The organism is Bradyrhizobium sp. CCBAU 11357 (assembly GCF_028128865.1).
In the GTDB taxonomy this organism is placed as follows: domain Bacteria; phylum Pseudomonadota; class Alphaproteobacteria; order Rhizobiales; family Xanthobacteraceae; genus Bradyrhizobium.
Genome location: NZ_LBJW01000095.1, coordinates 1 through 17,366 on the forward strand (window position 1 = coordinate 1; position 17,366 = coordinate 17,366).

The 17,366-nt window shown below is 65.4% G+C and carries 15 protein-coding genes; 3 read left to right on the forward strand and 12 right to left on the reverse strand.

Annotation, left to right across the window (positions count from 1 at the left end; all coding sequences use genetic code 11):
* Positions 1-117 precede the first annotated feature (117 nt).
* Positions 118-612: a VOC family protein gene (locus tag XI05_RS14165; RefSeq protein WP_212255956.1), complete on the reverse strand. Its 495-nt coding sequence runs from the start codon at positions 610-612 to the stop codon at positions 118-120.
* An 89-nt stretch (positions 613-701) separates the two neighbouring features.
* Positions 702-1,247, reverse strand: a complete 546-nt coding sequence (locus XI05_RS14170; RefSeq protein WP_271502488.1) for a carboxymuconolactone decarboxylase family protein — start codon at positions 1,245-1,247, stop codon at positions 702-704.
* Between the two features lie 127 nt (positions 1,248-1,374).
* Between XI05_RS14170 and XI05_RS14175 the strand changes: the two genes are divergently transcribed.
* Positions 1,375-2,589, forward strand: a complete 1,215-nt coding sequence (locus XI05_RS14175) for an acyl-CoA dehydrogenase family protein (protein ID WP_271502490.1) — start codon at positions 1,375-1,377, stop codon at positions 2,587-2,589.
* 149 nt (positions 2,590-2,738) lie between these two features.
* On the forward strand, positions 2,739-3,878 hold the full coding sequence (locus XI05_RS14180) for an acyl-CoA dehydrogenase family protein (protein ID WP_271502492.1): 1,140 nt from the start codon (positions 2,739-2,741) through the stop codon (positions 3,876-3,878).
* Positions 3,879-4,151: 273 nt separating this feature from the next.
* Here the strand turns inward: XI05_RS14180 and XI05_RS14185 are convergent, their stop codons facing one another.
* The 10 genes from XI05_RS14185 to XI05_RS14230 form a co-directional block, all read right to left on the reverse strand.
* Complete coding sequence (locus XI05_RS14185) at positions 4,152-5,189, reverse strand: amino acid ABC transporter substrate-binding protein (protein WP_271502494.1); 1,038 nt, start codon at positions 5,187-5,189, stop codon at positions 4,152-4,154.
* Between the two features lie 87 nt (positions 5,190-5,276).
* Positions 5,277-5,870, reverse strand: coding sequence for a L,D-transpeptidase (locus XI05_RS14190; protein ID WP_271502496.1), 594 nt, complete (start codon positions 5,868-5,870; stop codon positions 5,277-5,279).
* 409 nt (positions 5,871-6,279) lie between these two features.
* Positions 6,280-7,251: a hypothetical protein gene (locus tag XI05_RS14195; protein WP_271502497.1), complete on the reverse strand. Its 972-nt coding sequence runs from the start codon at positions 7,249-7,251 to the stop codon at positions 6,280-6,282.
* Positions 7,252-7,355: 104 nt separating this feature from the next.
* On the reverse strand, positions 7,356-7,919 hold the full coding sequence (locus tag XI05_RS14200) for a thioredoxin family protein (protein WP_271502499.1): 564 nt from the start codon (positions 7,917-7,919) through the stop codon (positions 7,356-7,358).
* Between the two features lie 32 nt (positions 7,920-7,951).
* Positions 7,952-8,650: a cytochrome c biogenesis CcdA family protein gene (locus XI05_RS14205; RefSeq protein ID WP_333939907.1), complete on the reverse strand. Its 699-nt coding sequence runs from the start codon at positions 8,648-8,650 to the stop codon at positions 7,952-7,954.
* Positions 8,651-9,144: 494 nt separating this feature from the next.
* Positions 9,145-9,756, reverse strand: a complete 612-nt coding sequence (locus XI05_RS14210; RefSeq protein ID WP_271502503.1) for a sigma-70 family RNA polymerase sigma factor — start codon at positions 9,754-9,756, stop codon at positions 9,145-9,147.
* Between the two features lie 467 nt (positions 9,757-10,223).
* Complete coding sequence (locus XI05_RS14215; protein ID WP_271502505.1) at positions 10,224-10,955, reverse strand: response regulator; 732 nt, start codon at positions 10,953-10,955, stop codon at positions 10,224-10,226.
* A 10-nt stretch (positions 10,956-10,965) separates the two neighbouring features.
* Positions 10,966-12,711, reverse strand: a complete 1,746-nt coding sequence (locus tag XI05_RS14220; protein ID WP_271502507.1) for an ATP-binding response regulator — start codon at positions 12,709-12,711, stop codon at positions 10,966-10,968.
* The gene (locus tag XI05_RS14225) at positions 12,681-14,711 is read right to left on the reverse strand and encodes a sensor histidine kinase (protein WP_271502667.1); all 2,031 of its coding nucleotides are present in this window, start codon (positions 14,709-14,711) and stop codon (positions 12,681-12,683) included. The genes XI05_RS14220 and XI05_RS14225 overlap by 31 nt, the downstream gene beginning before the upstream one ends.
* Before the next feature lie 54 nt (positions 14,712-14,765).
* Positions 14,766-15,776: a TRAP transporter substrate-binding protein gene (locus XI05_RS14230; RefSeq protein WP_333939898.1), complete on the reverse strand. Its 1,011-nt coding sequence runs from the start codon at positions 15,774-15,776 to the stop codon at positions 14,766-14,768.
* A 186-nt stretch (positions 15,777-15,962) separates the two neighbouring features.
* On the opposite strand from XI05_RS14230, the gene ugpB reads away from it, so the two are divergent.
* Positions 15,963-17,303 carry a sn-glycerol-3-phosphate ABC transporter substrate-binding protein UgpB gene (gene ugpB, locus XI05_RS14235; RefSeq protein ID WP_271502670.1) on the forward strand — a complete coding sequence of 447 codons (1,341 nt, stop codon included), beginning with the start codon at positions 15,963-15,965 and terminating at the stop codon, positions 17,301-17,303.
* Positions 17,304-17,366 lie beyond the last annotated feature (63 nt).

Consider the following 17,366-nt stretch of genomic DNA (forward strand, 5'->3'; position numbering starts at 1 on the left):
AAATCTCATATCGGGAACTGCTCCCGCACACCCGATTAAGCAAAGCCCTCGCAAGCGGGAGAGGTTGCACCGAACCCGTGGCAATCGAATCAACCTAAAGCCATTCCGCTCTAAGCATCACCCCTGCCGCTGCCTCAGCAGCGCTTCGACATCCAGCCGCTTGGTGACCATCGCGAGCTTCCCGTCAGGCCCGAACGGCCATTGCTCCCGCGGCTTGTCCCAATACAGCTCCACGCCGTTCTGGTCGGGGTCGCGCAGGTAAAGCGCCTCGCTGACGCCGTGGTCGCTGGCGCCATCGAGCGCAATCCCGGCCGTGAGCACTCGATGCAGCGCATCCGCCAGCGCGGGGCGCGTCGGAAACAGGATCGCGGTGTGATAGAGCCCGGTCGTGCCTGGCGGCGGCGGCGAGCCGCCCTTGCTCTCCCAGGTGTTGAGCCCGATGTGGTGATGATAGCCGCCGGCCGAGATGAAGGCCGCGCCCGAGCCCATCCGCTGCATCAGCTCGAAGCCGAGCACGCCGCAATAGAAGCCGAGCGCACGATCGAGATCGGCGACCTTGAGGTGGACGTGGCCGATCCGGGTGCCGGCAGGAATGGCGGGGCTTTGCGACATGTGAATGCTCCATCGAAAACATGGACGTAAGCCCGGCCTCGAGCCAGTGCTACGGCCAAACGCGAAACCCATCGTTTCCGGATGGGAAACTATGCCAGCTCCGATACCTCATCCTCGGGCAGGCCGAACTCGAACGTGTTCAGCGTCATCGACACCAGCGTGTAATAGCCGCAGAGCCCGATCACCTCGACCACGCCGCGCTCGCCGAGCAGCTTCACCGCCTCATCATACAGGCCCTTTTCGACGCCGTGGCCCTCGTGCAGCGACTTTGCGAGATCGTAGATCATCTTCCCCTTGGGATCGTCGAAGTCGGGCGTGCGGCGATCGCGGATCGCCTCGATGATCTCAGGCTTCATGCCGCCCGCAAGCGCCAGGCGCTTGTGGGCATACCATTCGTAATGCGCGGTCCAGTGCCGCGCCGTCACCAGGATCGCGATCTCCGAGAGCTTCGCCGGGAAGATCGTGTCGAAGCGCAGCACCTCGCCGAGCCGCGTGGCGTGGCGCGCCATCTCGGGGCTGTTCAGCCAGGCCATCATCGGCGCCGGCGGCTTGCCGCGCTTGCCGGTGATCGACTCGTCATAGGTCTGCCGCTGGCTCTCGTTCATTTCGCCAGGCGAAAGAAGCTTTAGGCGCATTGTCGTTTCCTCTTTGTTTTCAAGGCTCGCCCTCGCGGTGACTATAACCGATAAGTGGTTGAATTCCGCAGGGGCTTGGCCCAGACTCGGCGGCAACAATTCGAATTTTGAGTGATGGAAACGACCAATGAACGACCTCAATACCAGCGATTCTGAATCCGCCGATCTCTCGACATTCCGCAGCGAGACACGCGCCTGGCTGGAGGCCAATTGCCCGCCGGAGATGCGCAAGCCTGCAACGGCGGACGCCGACGTGTTCTGGGGCGGGCGCAACGCGAAATTCTCCTCCGAGCCGCAGCGCATCTGGTTCGAGCGCATGCGCGACAAGGGCTGGACCGTGCCCGACTGGCCAACGGAGTATGGCGGCGGGGGCCTCAGCGCGGCCGAGCACAAGGTGCTGCGCGCCGAGATGGCGCGAATCGGCGCGCGGCCACCGCTGTCGAGCTTCGGCATCTGGATGCTCGGGCCGGCGCTGCTCAAATACGGCAATGAGGCGCAGAAGAAGGAGCATCTGCCGAAGATCGCGGCGGGCGAGATCCGCTGGTGCCAGGGCTATTCCGAGCCGAACGCCGGCTCCGATCTCGCCTCGCTCCAGACCCGCGCCGAGAGCGACGGCGACGACTTCATCATCAATGGTCAGAAGATCTGGACGTCCTACGCCAATTATGCCGACTGGATCTTCTGCCTGGTCCGCACCGATCCGGCCGCGAAGAAGCATGACGGCATCAGCTTCATCCTGTTCGACATGACCTCGAAGGGCGTCTCGACCAAGCCGATCCTCTTGATCTCCGGCTACTCGCCGTTCTGCGAGACCTTCTTCGATAATGTCCGGGTGCCGAAGTCGCATGTGGTCGGCACCATCAACCGCGGCTGGGACGTTGCGAAATATCTGCTACAGCACGAGCGCGCGATGATCTCAGGGATGGGCGAGCGCGGCGTCGGCCGGCCGCTCGGCCAGATCGCGGCCGACTCGGTCGGCACCGACGGGCAAGGCAGGCTGGATGATGCGATACTGCGCGGCCAGATCGCCAGCTTCGACGTCGATGAGGCCGCGCTGGCTGCCTGCGCCGAGCGCGCGGTCGATCTCGCCAAGGCTGGGCAGGCGCATCCGGCGTTCTCCTCGGCGATGAAATATTACGGCACCGAGCTCAACAAGCGCCGCCACGAGATCCTGATGTCGGCCGGCGGCGTCGATGCGCTGGAATGGGAGAGCGAGCGCTCCAGGCAGGGCGCCCGCCCGCGCGCCTGGCTGCGCACAAAGGCCAATTCGATCGAGGGCGGCACGAGCGAGGTCATGCTCGGCATCGTCGCCAAGCGCATCCTGGACCTGCCGGGGGCGTGAGCCTTTCTGTCATTCCGGGGCGCGACGAAGTCGCGAGCCCGGAATCCATCTATCCACCAACTCTGCCGCTCGATGGATTCCGGGCCTGGCCCTTCGGGCCATCCCGGAATGACGAACTACCAAATAGATTTCGAATCGGAAACACGCACATGGCCCTCGTCCTCTCCGAAGAACAATCCATGCTCCGCGACTCCGCGCGCGGGCTGATCAGCGACAAGGCGCCGGTGTCGCACCTGCGGCACTTGCGCGACAGCAAGGACCCCACCGGCTTCTCCAAGGAGCTTTGGCATTCCTTCGCCGAGATGGGCTTTGCCGGCTTGCTCGTGCCGGAAGAGTTCGGCGGCAGCGGTCTCGGTTTCGTCGAGGCCGGAATTATCATGGAGGAGATCGGCCGCAGCTTGATGCCGTCGCCCTTCCTCGCGACGTCAGTGGTGGCGGCATCAGTGCTGAGCCGCGGCGGCAATGCCGCGCAGAAATCGGAATATTTGTCGAAGATCGCGAGCGGCTCGCTGCTCGCGACGCTGGCGATCGACGAGGGCGCCAAGCATCGCCCGCTGCAGACCAGCCTTAAGGCCGTGCGCGCCGGCAACGGCTTCAAGCTCTCCGGTGCCAAGGCGCTGGTGGTCGACGGCCATGTCGCCGATCTCCTCATCGTCGCTGCCCGCACCGCGGGCGCCGCCGGCGAGCGCGAGGGCCTGACGCTGTTCCTGGTCAATCCCAAAGCCAAGGGCGTTGCGGTCGAGCGCACCATCATGGTCGATGCGCACAATGCGGCGCGGATCGAATTCGCCAATGTCGAGGTCGATGCCGACAGCGTGCTCGGCGAGGTCGACCAGGCGGCCGGCCTGCTCGATGGCGTGCTCGATATCGGCCGCGGCGCGGTCGCCGCCGAAATGGTCGGCCTCAGCGATGAAGTGTTCAACCGCACCGTCGAGTATCTGAAGAGCCGCAAACAATTCGGCAAGCTGATCGGCGAATTCCAGGCGCTGCAGCATCGCGCCGCCGAGCTCTATATCGATATCGAGATCACCCGCGCCGCCACCATGAAGGCGCTGCAGGCGCTGGACGCCGACGTCGCCAAGGCCACGCCCGCCGTCGCCGTCGCCAAGGCGCGCGCCGGCACCACCGCCACGCGCGCGGTGCAGGAAGGCGTGCAGATGCACGGCGGCATGGGCATGACCGACCAGTTCGACATCGGCTTCTTCATGAAGCGCGCGCGCGTCTGCGAGGAGTTGTTCGGCGACGCGAACTACCACACCGAGCAGCTGGCAAGGTCGCGGGGATATTGAGGCGGGGGTGAGGCGCAGGACGCCGCCTCACAATCGGTGTCATGGCCCGGCTTGACCGGGCGACCCAGTACGCCGCGGCCTCTCCGCATACGTTTGAAGTCTCTGGAATACTGGATCGCCCGGTCGAGCCGAGCGATGACAGTTGAGAATGTGGAAAGTACCTGCCCCAGGCTCGTCATTGCGAGCGCAGCGAAGCAATCCAGAATCTTGCCGTGGAGACAGTCTGGATTGCTTCGTCGCTGCGCTCCTCGCAATGACGGTGGTTAGACCCCGTTACCGCATCGGCGGCGCGTATTGCACGCCACCCGCGTTCCACAGCTGGTTCATGCCGCGCGGAATCTTCAGCTTCGACTTCTCGCCGATGTTGCGATCATACATCTCGCCGTAATTGCCGACGTGGCGGATGATGCGCGCGGCCCAGTCCTTGGTGAGGCCGAGCTGCTCGCCGTAATTGCCCTCGGTGCCGACGAGGCGCATCACGTCCGGCTTCTTCGACTTCAGGGCCTCGTCGATGTTCTCCGAGGTGACGCCGAGCTCCTCGGCGTTGATCATCGCATACAGCGTCCACTTCACGATCATCATCCAGTCGTCGTCGCGCTGGCGCACCACGGGGGCGAGCGGCTCCTTGGAGATCATGTCCGGCAGGATCATGTGGTCGCCGGGCTTCGTCAGGTTCAGCCGCAGAGCATAGAGCTGCGAGACGTCGGCGGAGAACGTGTCGCACTTGCCGGTGTCGTAGGCCTTCACCACGTCGGCGAGGTTGTCGAATTTCACCTCTTCGTACTTCATGTTGTTGACGCGGAAGTAGTCGGCGACGTTGAGCGCCGTCGTGGTGTTCGCCTGCACGCAGACCTTGCTGCCGGCGAGATCCAGCGACGTCTCCTTGTTGCGCGAGCGCGGCAGCATGAAGCCGGCGCCGTCATAGTAAGCGACGGCAGGGAAATAGAGGTCGTAGTCGAGCTCGCGCGCCATGCTCCAGGTCGTGTTGCGCGAGAGGATGTCGACCTTCCGGCTCTGCAGCTCCTTGAAGCGCTCGCTGGCGTCGAGCGGAATCATCTTCGCCTTGCCCGGATCGTTGAAGATCGCGGCCGCCACCGCGCGGCAGAAATCGACGTCGAAGCCGCTCCAGTTCTTGTTGTCTTCCGAATACGAGAAGCCCGGCAGGCCCTTGTTGACGCCGCACAGCACTTCGCCGCGGCGCACGGTGCGCTTCAGGGTGCGGGTGTCGTAGAATTCATAGATGATGGCGAGAACGCCGACCAGCACGGCGACCGCAAGCCCGATCAGCAGGCCGCCACGAAAAGTGCGCATGATGTCTCTCTCTCGAAAGTATCGGAAAAGGAAGCGGAGGAGGGGAAGGAGCATGATCCCGAGGGATCATGCTCGAATCTAGAGCCTTCAGAGCTCGGGCTTCTGCCGGATCACGACCTTGGTGCCGAGAGGGACGCGATCGTAGAGATCGGCGACGTCGTTGTTGACGAGACGGAAGCAGCCCGACGACACCTTGGTGCCGATCGTATCAGGGCGGTTGGTGCCGTGGATGCGGTAGACCGTGGTGCCCAGATACATGGCGCGGGCGCCCAAGGGGTTGCCGGGGCCACCGGCCATGAAGCGCGGCAGATAGGGCTGGCGCTGGATCATCTCCGCCGGCGGCGTCCAGTCCGGCCACTCCTTCTTGTTGGTGATGGTCACCAGTCCCTGCCACTGAAAACCGTCGCGGCCGACGCCGATCCCGTAGCGGATGGCGCGCCCGCCCGGCTGCACCAGGTAGAGGTGGCGCTCGGCGGTCGCGACGATGATGGTGCCGGGCGCTTCCGTGGTTCGGAAGTACACCACCTGCTTCTGCCATTCCGGCTCGAGCTGGTAGGCATCGTCCGCGATCAGGCCCGGCTCGTCGCCGCGGTCCGGCTGCTGGGCGAAGGCGTGCGGCGTGGACAGGACCAGCCCCATCGCAGCCACGAAAATCCCGGTCAGGCGACGAAAATCCGTCATTTAAGCTCTCCCCGCTGCCACAGCGCAAATCATTCGGAACCATCAAACCTGAGGGGCAAGTTCATGGCAAGTTGATGGCGCGCCGTCCTGGCATGTCACGAGAATGCTTTGGTTTTTTGACGGGCCCAGAGCAATGCCACGAACAGGGGATGGCGCGAAAAGCATAGGTGTTGCCGCTCGGGAGGTGAGCTCCCTCCCCCGCATGCCCCCGCAGGCGGGGGAGGGCCGGGGAGAAGGTGTTTCCACAACGGGACACTCCCCCAGAGGATAGAACCCTCACCCGCGCCGGAGCCTGTCATCGGGCGCGCCTTCGGCGCGACCCGGTGGGCGCGACCTCTCCCGCAAGCGGGAGAGGCTCAGACCGAGTTCGCCGAAGGGGTCAACTTCGACAACTGGCCATCGAGGCGACTCAGATCTTGTTGCTCTCCGCCGCGATCCCGAGCCGCCGCACGATCTCGGCTCCCACGGCGCGGGCCTCGACCCGCGAGCCGATGCGGGGGCTGCGAAACCGTCGGCCCGAATGCAGTCGGATCACCACGATGCAATGCTCGTCCTCGGAGCGGCCGCGGCGCTCGACCGTGATCGATTTGACGTCGGGCCCGGCGATATGGTCGGCCCGCAAGCTGCCGTCGCCCCACAGGCGCTCGACGCGAATATCGTTCGCTCCGATCATCCAGAACGCGCCGGTTGCGAGGTTCGCATAGCGATAGACGGCGAATGCGGCGATCGCGCCCAGCGGCAGCAGCAGGATATCGACATGGCTGGGGGAAAGCCCGCGCCACAGCTTGTAGGCATAGGGGACCGCGGACAAGGCCACCGCGATCAGTGCGACGATCCGGATGTCCCGCGCCGAAAACGCCTCGAGCGGCTCGCCGAGATGCATCTCGGGATTGCTGGCATCGAGCGGGTTGCTGGGCGACTCGACATTGGGAACGTCGAAATGCGCCGCGATCCACGCCACGGTGTCACGAACATGGGTGACATCGGGAATCGGCGGCGAGGTCAGGCGCTCGCCCGAGGCAAGCGTGAAGACGAGTTGGAAGCGGGCCTTCACCCTCTTGCTGCCGGGGACCTGTAGCGCCGTGATCTCGTCCTTGCCGACGAGGCGCGTCTGGAGCTTTCCGAACGGCCGCTGCCGGCCGATCAGGATCTCGTCCGCCGTGATGATCCACACCACCGCCGGCGCCATCATGATGCCGACGACGAACCCGGCTCCCACCAGCAGCGCCACCGCCGATATCAGGATTTCCAGGAGGTCGTGCGTGAACAGTCCCGGCGTGAAGCAGAGCGCAACGGCCGCCGCAGAGGCGGCCACGACCAGCCGCTGTGCGATCGAGGAACCTTCACGAAGGCGGATGTCGGTGCTGGTGGTCGCGTCCATTGCGGGCGGCTGATTGCGTCGGGTTGCGAAACTCCACGGACGGCTCCGTGGAGTCAAGCAACAAGGGCGACAATTGAAGCCCGCCGCGCGATGGCCGCACGGCGTCAGCTGCTCGCGTTCAGCAGCCTGGCCACCGTGCGATCGATCTCGTCATAGCGGCCCTCGCCGGCGTGCTGGAACACGATCTTGCCGCTCTGGTCGACGATGTATTGTGCCGGCCAATACTGATTGCGATAGGCGTTCCAGGTCTTGGACTCATTGTCCTGCGCTACCGGATAGGTGATGCCGTGGCGCTTCAGCGCGGCCTGCACGTTCGCGGCCGAGCGCTCGAACGGGAATTCCGGCGTGTGCACGCCGACCACGACGAGACCCCGATCCCTGTACTTGGCGTAGAGCTCTGTGACGTGCGGCAGCGTGTTGACGCAGTTGACGCAGCCATAGGTCCAGAAATCGACCAGCACGACCTTGCCGCGGAGATCGGCGATGCTCAGCGGCTTCGAGTTGAACCAATTGGTGATGCCGGCGAAGTCGGGCGCGGGCTGCTGGCTCGCGGCGGCGGTGACGATAGGCGCGGCGCGTGCGGCCTCGTCGCAGATGCCGGGGACGACGGCGCCGGTGATTGTGATGCCGATCAGTGCAGCAGAGGTTGCGAGCAGCTTGAGAGTCATGGAAAGCGTCCTTTCGGTGATGATGAGGGTGATCACAGGCCGATCTGGCCGGTGGGGTAGAAGCCGGTGAGCCACGCCACGATCAGCGTGTCGTATTGGAAATAGGCAGCGACCGCGAAGCCGATCACGACCATGCCAAAGCCCTGCTGCAGCCGCGGCGAGATCCTGGCCAGGCTGCGCACGCGCGTGGTCGCGGCCTGTCCGCCATAGGCGATCGCCAGCATCGGGATCGCCGCGCCAATGGCATAGGCGACCAGCAGCGTGCCGGCCCAGCCGAGATTCCTCGATGTCGCAACCAGCGTCAGGATCGACCCGAGCACGGGCCCTGCGCAGGGCGTCCACACGAGGCCCAGCGTGGTGCCGAGGATCAGGCCGCCGAGCGCGCCCTCGCGCTGCGTGGCGCCGGTGTTGCCGAGATCGAGCCAGCCGTTGAGCCGGATCGACAACCATTCGAACGGCGCCGGCCAAAGCATCAACAGGCCGAAGCCGAGCAGAAGGGCTGCGGCCGCCTCGCGCAGCACGTTCGGATCGAAATCGAAGACGCGCGTGATTGCGCCGAGGGCCAGCGCGACCGCGGAGAACGAGACGACGAAGCCGAGTGCGATCATCGCGGGGCGCAAATGTCCCGCGCGACCGATCGAGGCACCGAGCAGGATCGGCAGCATCGGCAACGTGCAGGGCGCGGCGATGGTGAGGAGGCCGGCGAGGAGAGCGAACAGCAGGTCGAGCATCGGGGCACTCGTGAGGGAGGTCACGAGGGCAGTTCGTGTGCGGTGGGACGGTCGTTACGCAGCGTCACGCCTTCGTGACGGGCCGTCGGGCTGTGAGGCAGCAGTGCCACCGACAACGGCGGTGCGCTCCCTCCCCCGCAAGCGGGTCGCAAGCGGGGGAGGGCTGGGGAGAGGGTGTCTCCGCACCGGGACACTCCCCCAGAGGAAAGAACCCTCACCCGCCGCACTCTGCGAGTGCGTCGGCCTCTCCCGCAAGCGGGAGAGGCGGGAGCCCGCTGCAACCACTCGGGCCCAAATACAAAACGACCCGGACGGGGCATCGTCCGGGTCGCTGGAGGTCTTGGGAGGTTTAACGAAACCGTATGGGAGCTTTATAGAGGGGAAGTTTTTCCGCCTGATGTTGTCGTTTGTTTCAATTGTTTCATCAGCGGTAACGCTTCCGTGTCCGGGGATAGGGTCAAAACCGCGGCCCTATCCCCTTGAAATCATTGCGCTTACGCGGCGAAGCGGTCGACGCCGGCGCCCTTAAGCAAATCGGCGAGTTGCTTGCGGGCATAGAACATCCGCGTCTTCACCGTGCTCTGGGGGATGCCGATGATCTGGCCGACCTCCTCCACCGACTTCTCGTGGTAGTAGACGAGGTTGATGATCTCGCGGTGCGCCGGCGACAGCTTCTGCACGCAGGCGCGCAGGATGGCGCTGGTGTCGCTGCGGTCGAGCGAGGTCTCCGGCGTGTCGCAATCATCAGGAATCTGGCGCACGTCTTCCTGATCGATGTCCTCGAAGCGGCGCTGGCGCATCGCGGTCAGCGCCTTGAAGCGGGCGATCGAGAGCAGCCAGGTGGACACCTGCGAGCGGCCCTGAAACTGGCCGGCGGTCCGCCACACGTCCAGAAACACCTGACTGACCAGATCTTCCGCCGCGGTGGCGTCGCGCACGATGCGCAGGATGAAGCGGTACACCCGCACATTGTGCCGGCAATAAAGGATGTGCATGGCCGTCCGGTTGCCGCCGGCAATGCTTTCGAGGAGCATGTCGTCCGAGGTCGCCTGAGCGGCAATGATGCTCTGGCTGGCTTGGGCGTTGATGGCAATGACGTTCGGCATGGACTTGGCTCCCCGTAGCGCCGCAACCGAGCGGCGTTTCCTTGGGTCAAAGTGTTAATCAGCCAACGTTTCGGGACGTCTGCACGAAAAGCGGAAAATGGTTTCGTGCGCCGCCAATTTGTTTCGCCGCCATCGCCGCGACGAAACATTCGGGGCAAAAAACCGTGTGATTTCAATGTACGGAAAATACGGGGGCGGGGATTTTGACGCGGACGCAGGCGCCGGGAACGTAATTCGCGGGATTGCGTTTGGTGGCGCGACACCCAGCGCTGTGGCCGCGGGGATTGATCGGGCCAAAGGGCATCTTGCGGGCGGTGGCTCCGCGGCCTGAATGCCCGACGGGGGAGTGGCGCCGATGCCGCTTGCTCCGTCATTGCGAGCGCAGCGAAGCAATCCAGCGTCTTTCCGCGGAGGGATTCTGGATTGCTTCGCTGCGCTCGCAATGACGATGTGGAGGCCGCTCGCCCTTACGCCTTCTCGCCCTGCGGCGAGAACAGATAGCCGCCGCCGCGGATGGTGCGGATCACGGCGGGCTTGGCCGGGTCGGGCTCGATCTTGCGGCGGATGCGCATGATGCGCAGATCGACCGCGCGGTCGAAGGCTTCGGCGTCGCGCGCGTTGGCAAGCTCGAGCAGGCGCTCGCGCGACAGCACGCGCTTCGGGTTGGCCGCGAACACCTTCAAGAGCCCGAACTCGGACGCCGTCAGCGGATGCTCGTTGCCCTCGTCGTCGCGCAAGGCCTGCGCTTCGAGATCGAGCCATTTGGTGCCGAAGCGCACCAGCTGCTCCTTGTCCGACTTCGCCGCCGGCGCGTCCGTCGCCTTTGCCGGCCCGCTCCGCCGCAGCACCGAGCGGATGCGCGCCATCAATTCGCGCAGCTCGCAGGGCTTTGCGACGTAATCGTCGGCGCCGAGCTCGAGGCCGACGACGCGGTCGATCGGGCTCGCCGTCGCGGTCAGCATGATCACGGGCACGTTGATGCGGCTCTTGAGGTCGCGGATGATCGAGAGCCCGTCTTCCTCGGGCATGTTGAGGTCGAGCACGACCAGGTCGGGCATGCTGCCCTGGATCGCGGCGCGCAAGGATTTGCCGCCGTCGCACAGCGTCACGGTGAAGCCGTGCATCTTGAGGTAATCGCCGACCATCTCCCGGGCCGGGGCCTCGTCGTCGACGATCATGATGTGCTGGCTTTGAGTCATGGTCTTTGCATCATGGTATTTCAGTCGCGGGGAGGGTGATGGTGAAGGTCGAGCCCTTGCCGGGGCCCTCGCTCTCGGCGGTCACCTCGCCGCCGTGCATGTCGATGATACGCTTGACGATGGACAGACCAAGTCCCGTCGAGCTCTCGCCGGCGGTCGGTTTGGCCGACAGCCGCTGGAACCGGCCGAACAGGCGGCCGAGATCCTCCGGCGACAGGCCGGCGCCCTCGTCGCTGACACGGACCATGGTGTCGCTGCCCTCGTGGATGACGGCCACCTCGATCTTGCCGCCGATCGGCGAGTATTTGATGGCGTTGCTGATGAGATTGTCGATCGCCTCGCGGATGCGGTCGGTGTCGCACATGGTGACGATGTTGGCCGGCGCCGTGACGCTGATCGCCTGCTGCTTGTTGACCGCGAGCGGCTGGTTGGCCTCGGCGACCTCCTTGACCAGGGCGGCGACGTCGACCGGCTCGCGGCGGATGGTGATGTCGAAGGCATCTGCCATCGCGTCCGAGATCAAATGATCGACCATCGTGGTCAGGCGCTTGGTGGCGTCGCGGATGTGGTCGACCTGGGCGACCACGCCGCTTTCCGAGGCGCCGGTCGAGATCAGCTCCTTCAGCATCTCGGTGCGGCCGAGAATGACGCCGAGCGGGTTCTTCAGGTCGTGCGCGACGGTGCCCAAGATCTCGTTCTTGAAGCCGTTGGCGCGCTGCAGCCGCAGCCATTGCGCCGAGAGGCGGCGGTTGGCCTGCATCAGCGCGCGGGTGCGCTGGGCGACGCGGTCCTCCAGCTGGGTGTTGGCGTCCTGCAGCTGCTGATAGAGGATGACGTTGTCGAAGGCGATCGAGAGCCGGCTCGAGAAGATCTCGACCAGCGAACGGTCGGTCTCCGACAGCTCGCGCTCGGCCTGGAGCAGCACCACGACCTCGCGACCCGATCCGGTGCGCAAATAGATCACGCTGCGATGGTCGGCGAACTCGTTCTTGCGGCGCTGGAACGCGGCCTCCACCATCTCGCGCAGCTCGGGATCGAGCGCCTTCGACGACGTGGTGCCGATGAAGCGGCTGTAGCAGCCGCTGCCGGCGAGCACGGAGAGCTCGGGATCGTTGCCGCCATTGTCGCGCAGCACCAGGATGCCGGCGCAATCGACGTTGAGCAGCGAAGCGAGCTGGGTCAGGACGCCCTCGGCGAGCCGCTGCATCGACTTGAAGTCGTACAGCGTGGAGGCCGCGTCGATGATGATCTCCAGCCCGCGCCGCGTCTGCACCATGCGCTCGAGCTGCTGATAGGAGCGCAGCGCCGCGGTCAGCGAGGTGAACAGCTTGTCGGCGGTGAGCTCGGTCTTGGCCTTGTAGTCGTTGATGTCGTACTGCACGATCACGCGCCGCTCTGGCGCCTGACCGGGCTGGCCGGTGCGCAGGATGATGCGCACGGTCTCGTTCCGGATCTCGTTGCGGATGAACTCGACCAGCTCGAGGCCGGCGACGTCGGTCTCCATGATGACGTCGAGCAGCACGGCGGCGACGTCGCGGTGCTCGGCCATCAGCTTGCGGCCTTCCGCCGCGGAATAGGCCGACAGGATCTCCAGGCTCTGGCCGTTCAGGCTGTAGTCCGACAGCGCAAAACGCGTGCCGTCATGCACGGCCGGATCGTCATCGATGACGGCGATCTTCCATTTCCGGGCGTTGCTATCCTCCGACGCGGTACCGGTATCGTCGATCAGGTGGAGGACATCGTCCTGTTCGGCCATTGAGAAGATCCGTCACTTTCTGTGCTTTGCGCGCCGCCCTTGGCGACGCGGGGCATGATAATGCGAAAAGTAGTGCCTTGTCCCAGCTTGGATTCCAGCATCATGCGGCCGCCGAGCTGCTGGGTGACGAGGTTATAGACGATATGAAGGCCAAGTCCCGTGCCGCCTTCATTGCGCCGGGTGGTAAAGAAAGGGTCAAAGGCCTGGCGCTGCACGTCGGGGGTCATGCCGGCCCCGTCGTCGGAGAAGCTGATCTCGATGTCCTCGGTCCCGCGCGGCCGCGCCGAGATCGCGATCCTGCCGGCGCGGCCGTCGGCGAAGGCGTGGTTGGCGGCGTTGAGGAAGAGGTTGGTCAGGATCTGGCCGTAGGAGCCGGGATAGCCGTCGAGCAGCAGCCCCTCGGGCACGTCGACCTCCAGCGTGATCGGCGAGCGCTTCAGCACGGGCTTGAGGCTGGCGATGATCTGGTCGGTGGCTTCGCTCAGGGAGAACTGCCGCCGCTCGGCATGGGAGCGGTCGACCGCGACCTGCTTGAACGACTGGATCAGCTCGCCGGCGCGCTGGAGATTGGCGACGAGCTGCTGCGAGGCGTCGCGCGAGGATTGCACGAACTCCTCCAGCTGCGAGCGGCGCAGGCCGCCGTCGCCCTTGAGCTGGGCTTCGAAGATCTCGGTGCGCCGGGCAAAGCTCGAAGCCACCGTCAGGCTGATGCCGATCGGGTTGTTGACCTCGTGCGCGACGCCGGCAACCAGGCCGCCGAGCGCGGCCAGCCGCTCGGCGTCGATCAGGTTCTGTTGCGCGGCGTTGAGCTCGAGCAGGGCACTCTCGGCCTTCTCCTTCGAGGCGCGCAACTCGTCCTCGGTCCGGCGCTTGGCGATCGCGTTCTCGCGGAACACCTCCACCGCGCGCGCCATGGCGCCGACCTCGTCGCGCGCCTTGGTGCCCTGCACCTCGCGGTCGAGGTCGCCGAGCGTGATCGCGCGCATCGCCGTCATGATCTGCTGCAGCGGCAGGCGGATCGACAGCGCGATCAAGACGCCCGCGGTGAGGATGATGCCGAGGAAGATCACCGCGATCGACAGCACCCGCCGTGAGATGTCCGCCAGCGTGCGGTCGAACGTCTCCTGCGCCTTCTGCTCGCGCTGGCGCATCTTGGTCGAGAGGTCGTCGATGGCGCCGATCGCCTCGGCCTGGCTGGCGTCGATGGTGTTGCGCAACAGCTCGGTGCGGCTCGCAAGCTGCTCGGAGAGCTTTGCGAAGCCCTCGCGCAGCGCGGCGGTGCGGGCGCCGAGCCGCTGCAGCGCCATCTTCTGCAGGTCGTTGTCGGCGAGATCGATCATGACCGGGATGGTCCGCTCGATCGTCTCGGTGTTGCGGCGCGCGTCGTCGGCGGCGCCCGAGGACTGCGACAGATAATAGGAATTGGCCGCGACCAGCATCGCGGTGAAGGCCTCGCGGGATTTGCCGAGCGAGGGCCAGATCAGCGCGTCGCGATGGCCGGTGGCGCCCTCGATGATCGAGTAGAGCCCTGCCATGTCCCTGGCCGGGCCCTGCACCTGCTCTTCATAAGTCTTGGCGATCGTGGCCTGCACGCTGCGCAGCTCACCGAAGCCGTTGAGGAAGCGGTCGGTGGTGCGCTCCAGCTCCTCGACCGAGCCCGACAGCATCGGGTCCTTGGCGGCGCGATTGGTCAGCGTGCCCAGCACCGCCTCGCGCAGCAACAGGATCTCGGCGAACAGGTCCGGGCTCGGCTGGTTGATGTAGCGGTGGATCAGGTTCTGCAGCCGTCCGGTCTCGCTTTCGAGCAGCGCCAGGATCCGGTCGGATTCGCGTAACCGGCGCACGTCGTCCCAGGCCGAGCCGAGCACCTGCGCGCCGTTCCAGATCATCGCCACCAGCACCACGACCACGGCGGAGTTCAGCGCGGCGATCGACAGGATGCGCCAGCGGATCGGCACCGCCCGCAGCAGGCCGACGATGCGCGCGCGCAGCTGCCCGATCGGGCCGGGCGGCTTGTCTGCGTGTTCGCTATGTCCAAGCGCAGCCAACAGGCCTCACTCCACCTTGCGAATGCGTTCGATCAGCGCGGCCGCCGCGGGGTCGCGCTCGGCCTTGGCGTAGAATGCGGCCATCGCGTCCTCGAACGGCTTGCGGTCGATGTCCTTGACGATGGTCACGCCGGCTTCCTGCGCCTTGCGCTGCGACTGCTCCTCGAGGTCGCGCCACTTCTCGCGCATGAACCGGCTGGAGCGCTGCGCGGCCTCCTTGAAGATTGTCTGCTCCTCTGCCGACAGGCTCTTCCAGGCCTTCAGCGAGATCACCAGCACCTCCGGGCTCATCGTGTGCTCAGTGAGCGAGTAATAGCCGGCATGCTTGTAATGGTCCGTGGTCACGAAGGATGGCCAGTTGTTCTCGGCGCCGTCGATCAGATGGTTGGCAAGCCCGGTGAGCACCTGTCCGTAGGGCAGCTCGACCGGCTCGGCGCCGAGCGCGCGCATCATCTGGCTCATCAACTCCGACTGCTGCACCCGGATCCGCAATCCCTTGAGATCCGCGATGGTCTTCACCGGGCGGACCCCGTTGTAGATCGACCGCGCGCCCGAATCGTAGAAGGCGAGCCCGACGAAGCCGTAGGGCTCGAAGCTGCCGAGGATCTCGCTGCCGACAGGTCCGTCCAGCACCTTCTGCATGTGCTCGATGGACCGGAACAGGAACGGCATCGCCAGCACGTTCATGGCCGGGACGAAATTGCCGATCAGCGCCACGTTGGTCCGGTTGAGGTCGATCGCACCGGCCCGGGTCTGCTCGATGGTCTCCTTTTCCTCCCCGAGCTGGCGGGAGTGGAACACCTTGATCTCGTGCCGGCCGCCGGTGCGCTCGGCGATCAGGGCGCCCATGTAGCGCAGCGCCTGGACGGTCGGGTAATTCTCGGTCTGGGTATCGGCGGCGCGAAATTCGCGCGCAACAGCGCCCGTCGCGCACATGCTCGACGAGACTGCGGCAAGCAGAAGCACGACGAAGACCACCCCGGTCCGCGAGAGTTCGGCACGGCTCAACACTGGCACACTCAACCCCTCAGTGGTGGAGTCTATGGCGGAAGGAAAAGGTTCAATGCAATCTAGCAGATGGTTAAGGGAAGGCCATCCCGCCTGGTTCCACAAGACCGATTGTGCGGCGCGGCCGGCGTTCATTCCCGGTTGAAACCGGGTATGTCGCGCCTTAAGCAGGGCAGCCGGCCTTCGCCGTGCGTTCTGGGAAGAGCCATCGTGAGGTCAGCCTTGCGCCTTTTGCAGCTCGTCGCCGCCTTTGCGGCCCTCTCATTGGCCTCCCCTGCGCGGGCCGCCACCGAGATCGCGTGGTGGCACGCCATGTCCGGCGAGCTCGGCCGACAGTTGGAAAAGCTCGCCGCCGACTTCAACGCCTCGCAGTCCGGCCACCGCATCGTGCCCGTCTACAAGGGCAATTACACCGAGACGGTGACGGCCGCGATCTTCGCCTTCCGCTCGCGCAGCCAGCCCGCCATCGTCCAGGTCAACGAGGTCGCCACCGCCACCATGACCGCGGCCAAGGGCGCGATCTATCCTGTGTTCAGCCTGATGCGGGACCAGGGCGAGCCGTTCTCGCTGGGCGATTACCTGCCCGCGGTCTCCGGCTACTACACCGATGCGGCCGGCAATCTATTGTCCTTCCCGTTCAATTCCTCGACGCCGATCCTCTATTACAACAAGACCATGTTCCGCGACGCGGGCCTCGATCCGGAGGCGCCACCGAAGACCTGGCCGGAATTGGGAGCGGCGGCGAAGCGCCTTCGCGACCGCGGCGCTCCCTGCGGCTTCACCACGTCCTGGCCGTCCTGGATCCATGTCGAGAATTTCTCCGCCTTCCATAACCTCGCGGTCGCGAGCCGGGCGAACGGCTTCGCCGGGCTGGATGCGGAATTGACCATCAACAATCCGACGCTGGTGCATCACGTCGCGGCGCTCAGCGAGTGGCAGAAGACCAAGCTGTTCGACTATAGCGGCCGCGGCCAGTCGGCCGAGCCGCGCTTCCAAAAGGGCGAGTGCGGCATCTTCATCGGCTCCTCGGCGACGCGCGCCGACATCAGGGCCAATTCGAAGTTCGAGATCGGCTATGGCATGATGCCCTATTGGCCCGACGTGAAGGGTGCCCCGCAAAACTCGATCATCGGCGGCGCCACGCTGTGGGTGCTGCGCGACCGTCCGCGCGAGGAATACAAGGGCGTGGCGCGGTTCTTCGCCTATCTGTCCCAGCCCGGCGTGCAGGCCGCCTGGCACCAGAACACCGGCTATCTACCCGTCACCCGCGCCGCCTTCGAGCTGACGCGCGCGCAAGGCTTCTACGAGCGCAATCCGGGCTCGTCGATCTCGTTCGAGCAGATCACGCTCAATCCGCCGACCGAGAACTCCAAGGGCATCCGGCTCGGCTCCTTCGTCCTGATCCGCGGCGTGATCGAGGACGAGCTCGAGCAGGCCTTTGCCGGCCACAGGAGCGCGCAATCAGCGCTCGATTCCGCCGTCGAGCGCGGCAACAAGCTGCTCCGCCAGTTCGAGCGCGCGAGTCCGGAGCGGTAGCGACGTGTCGCGATTGGATATCGCTGTAGCCGCAAGCGAGGTGCGCTCCCTCCCCCGCTTGCG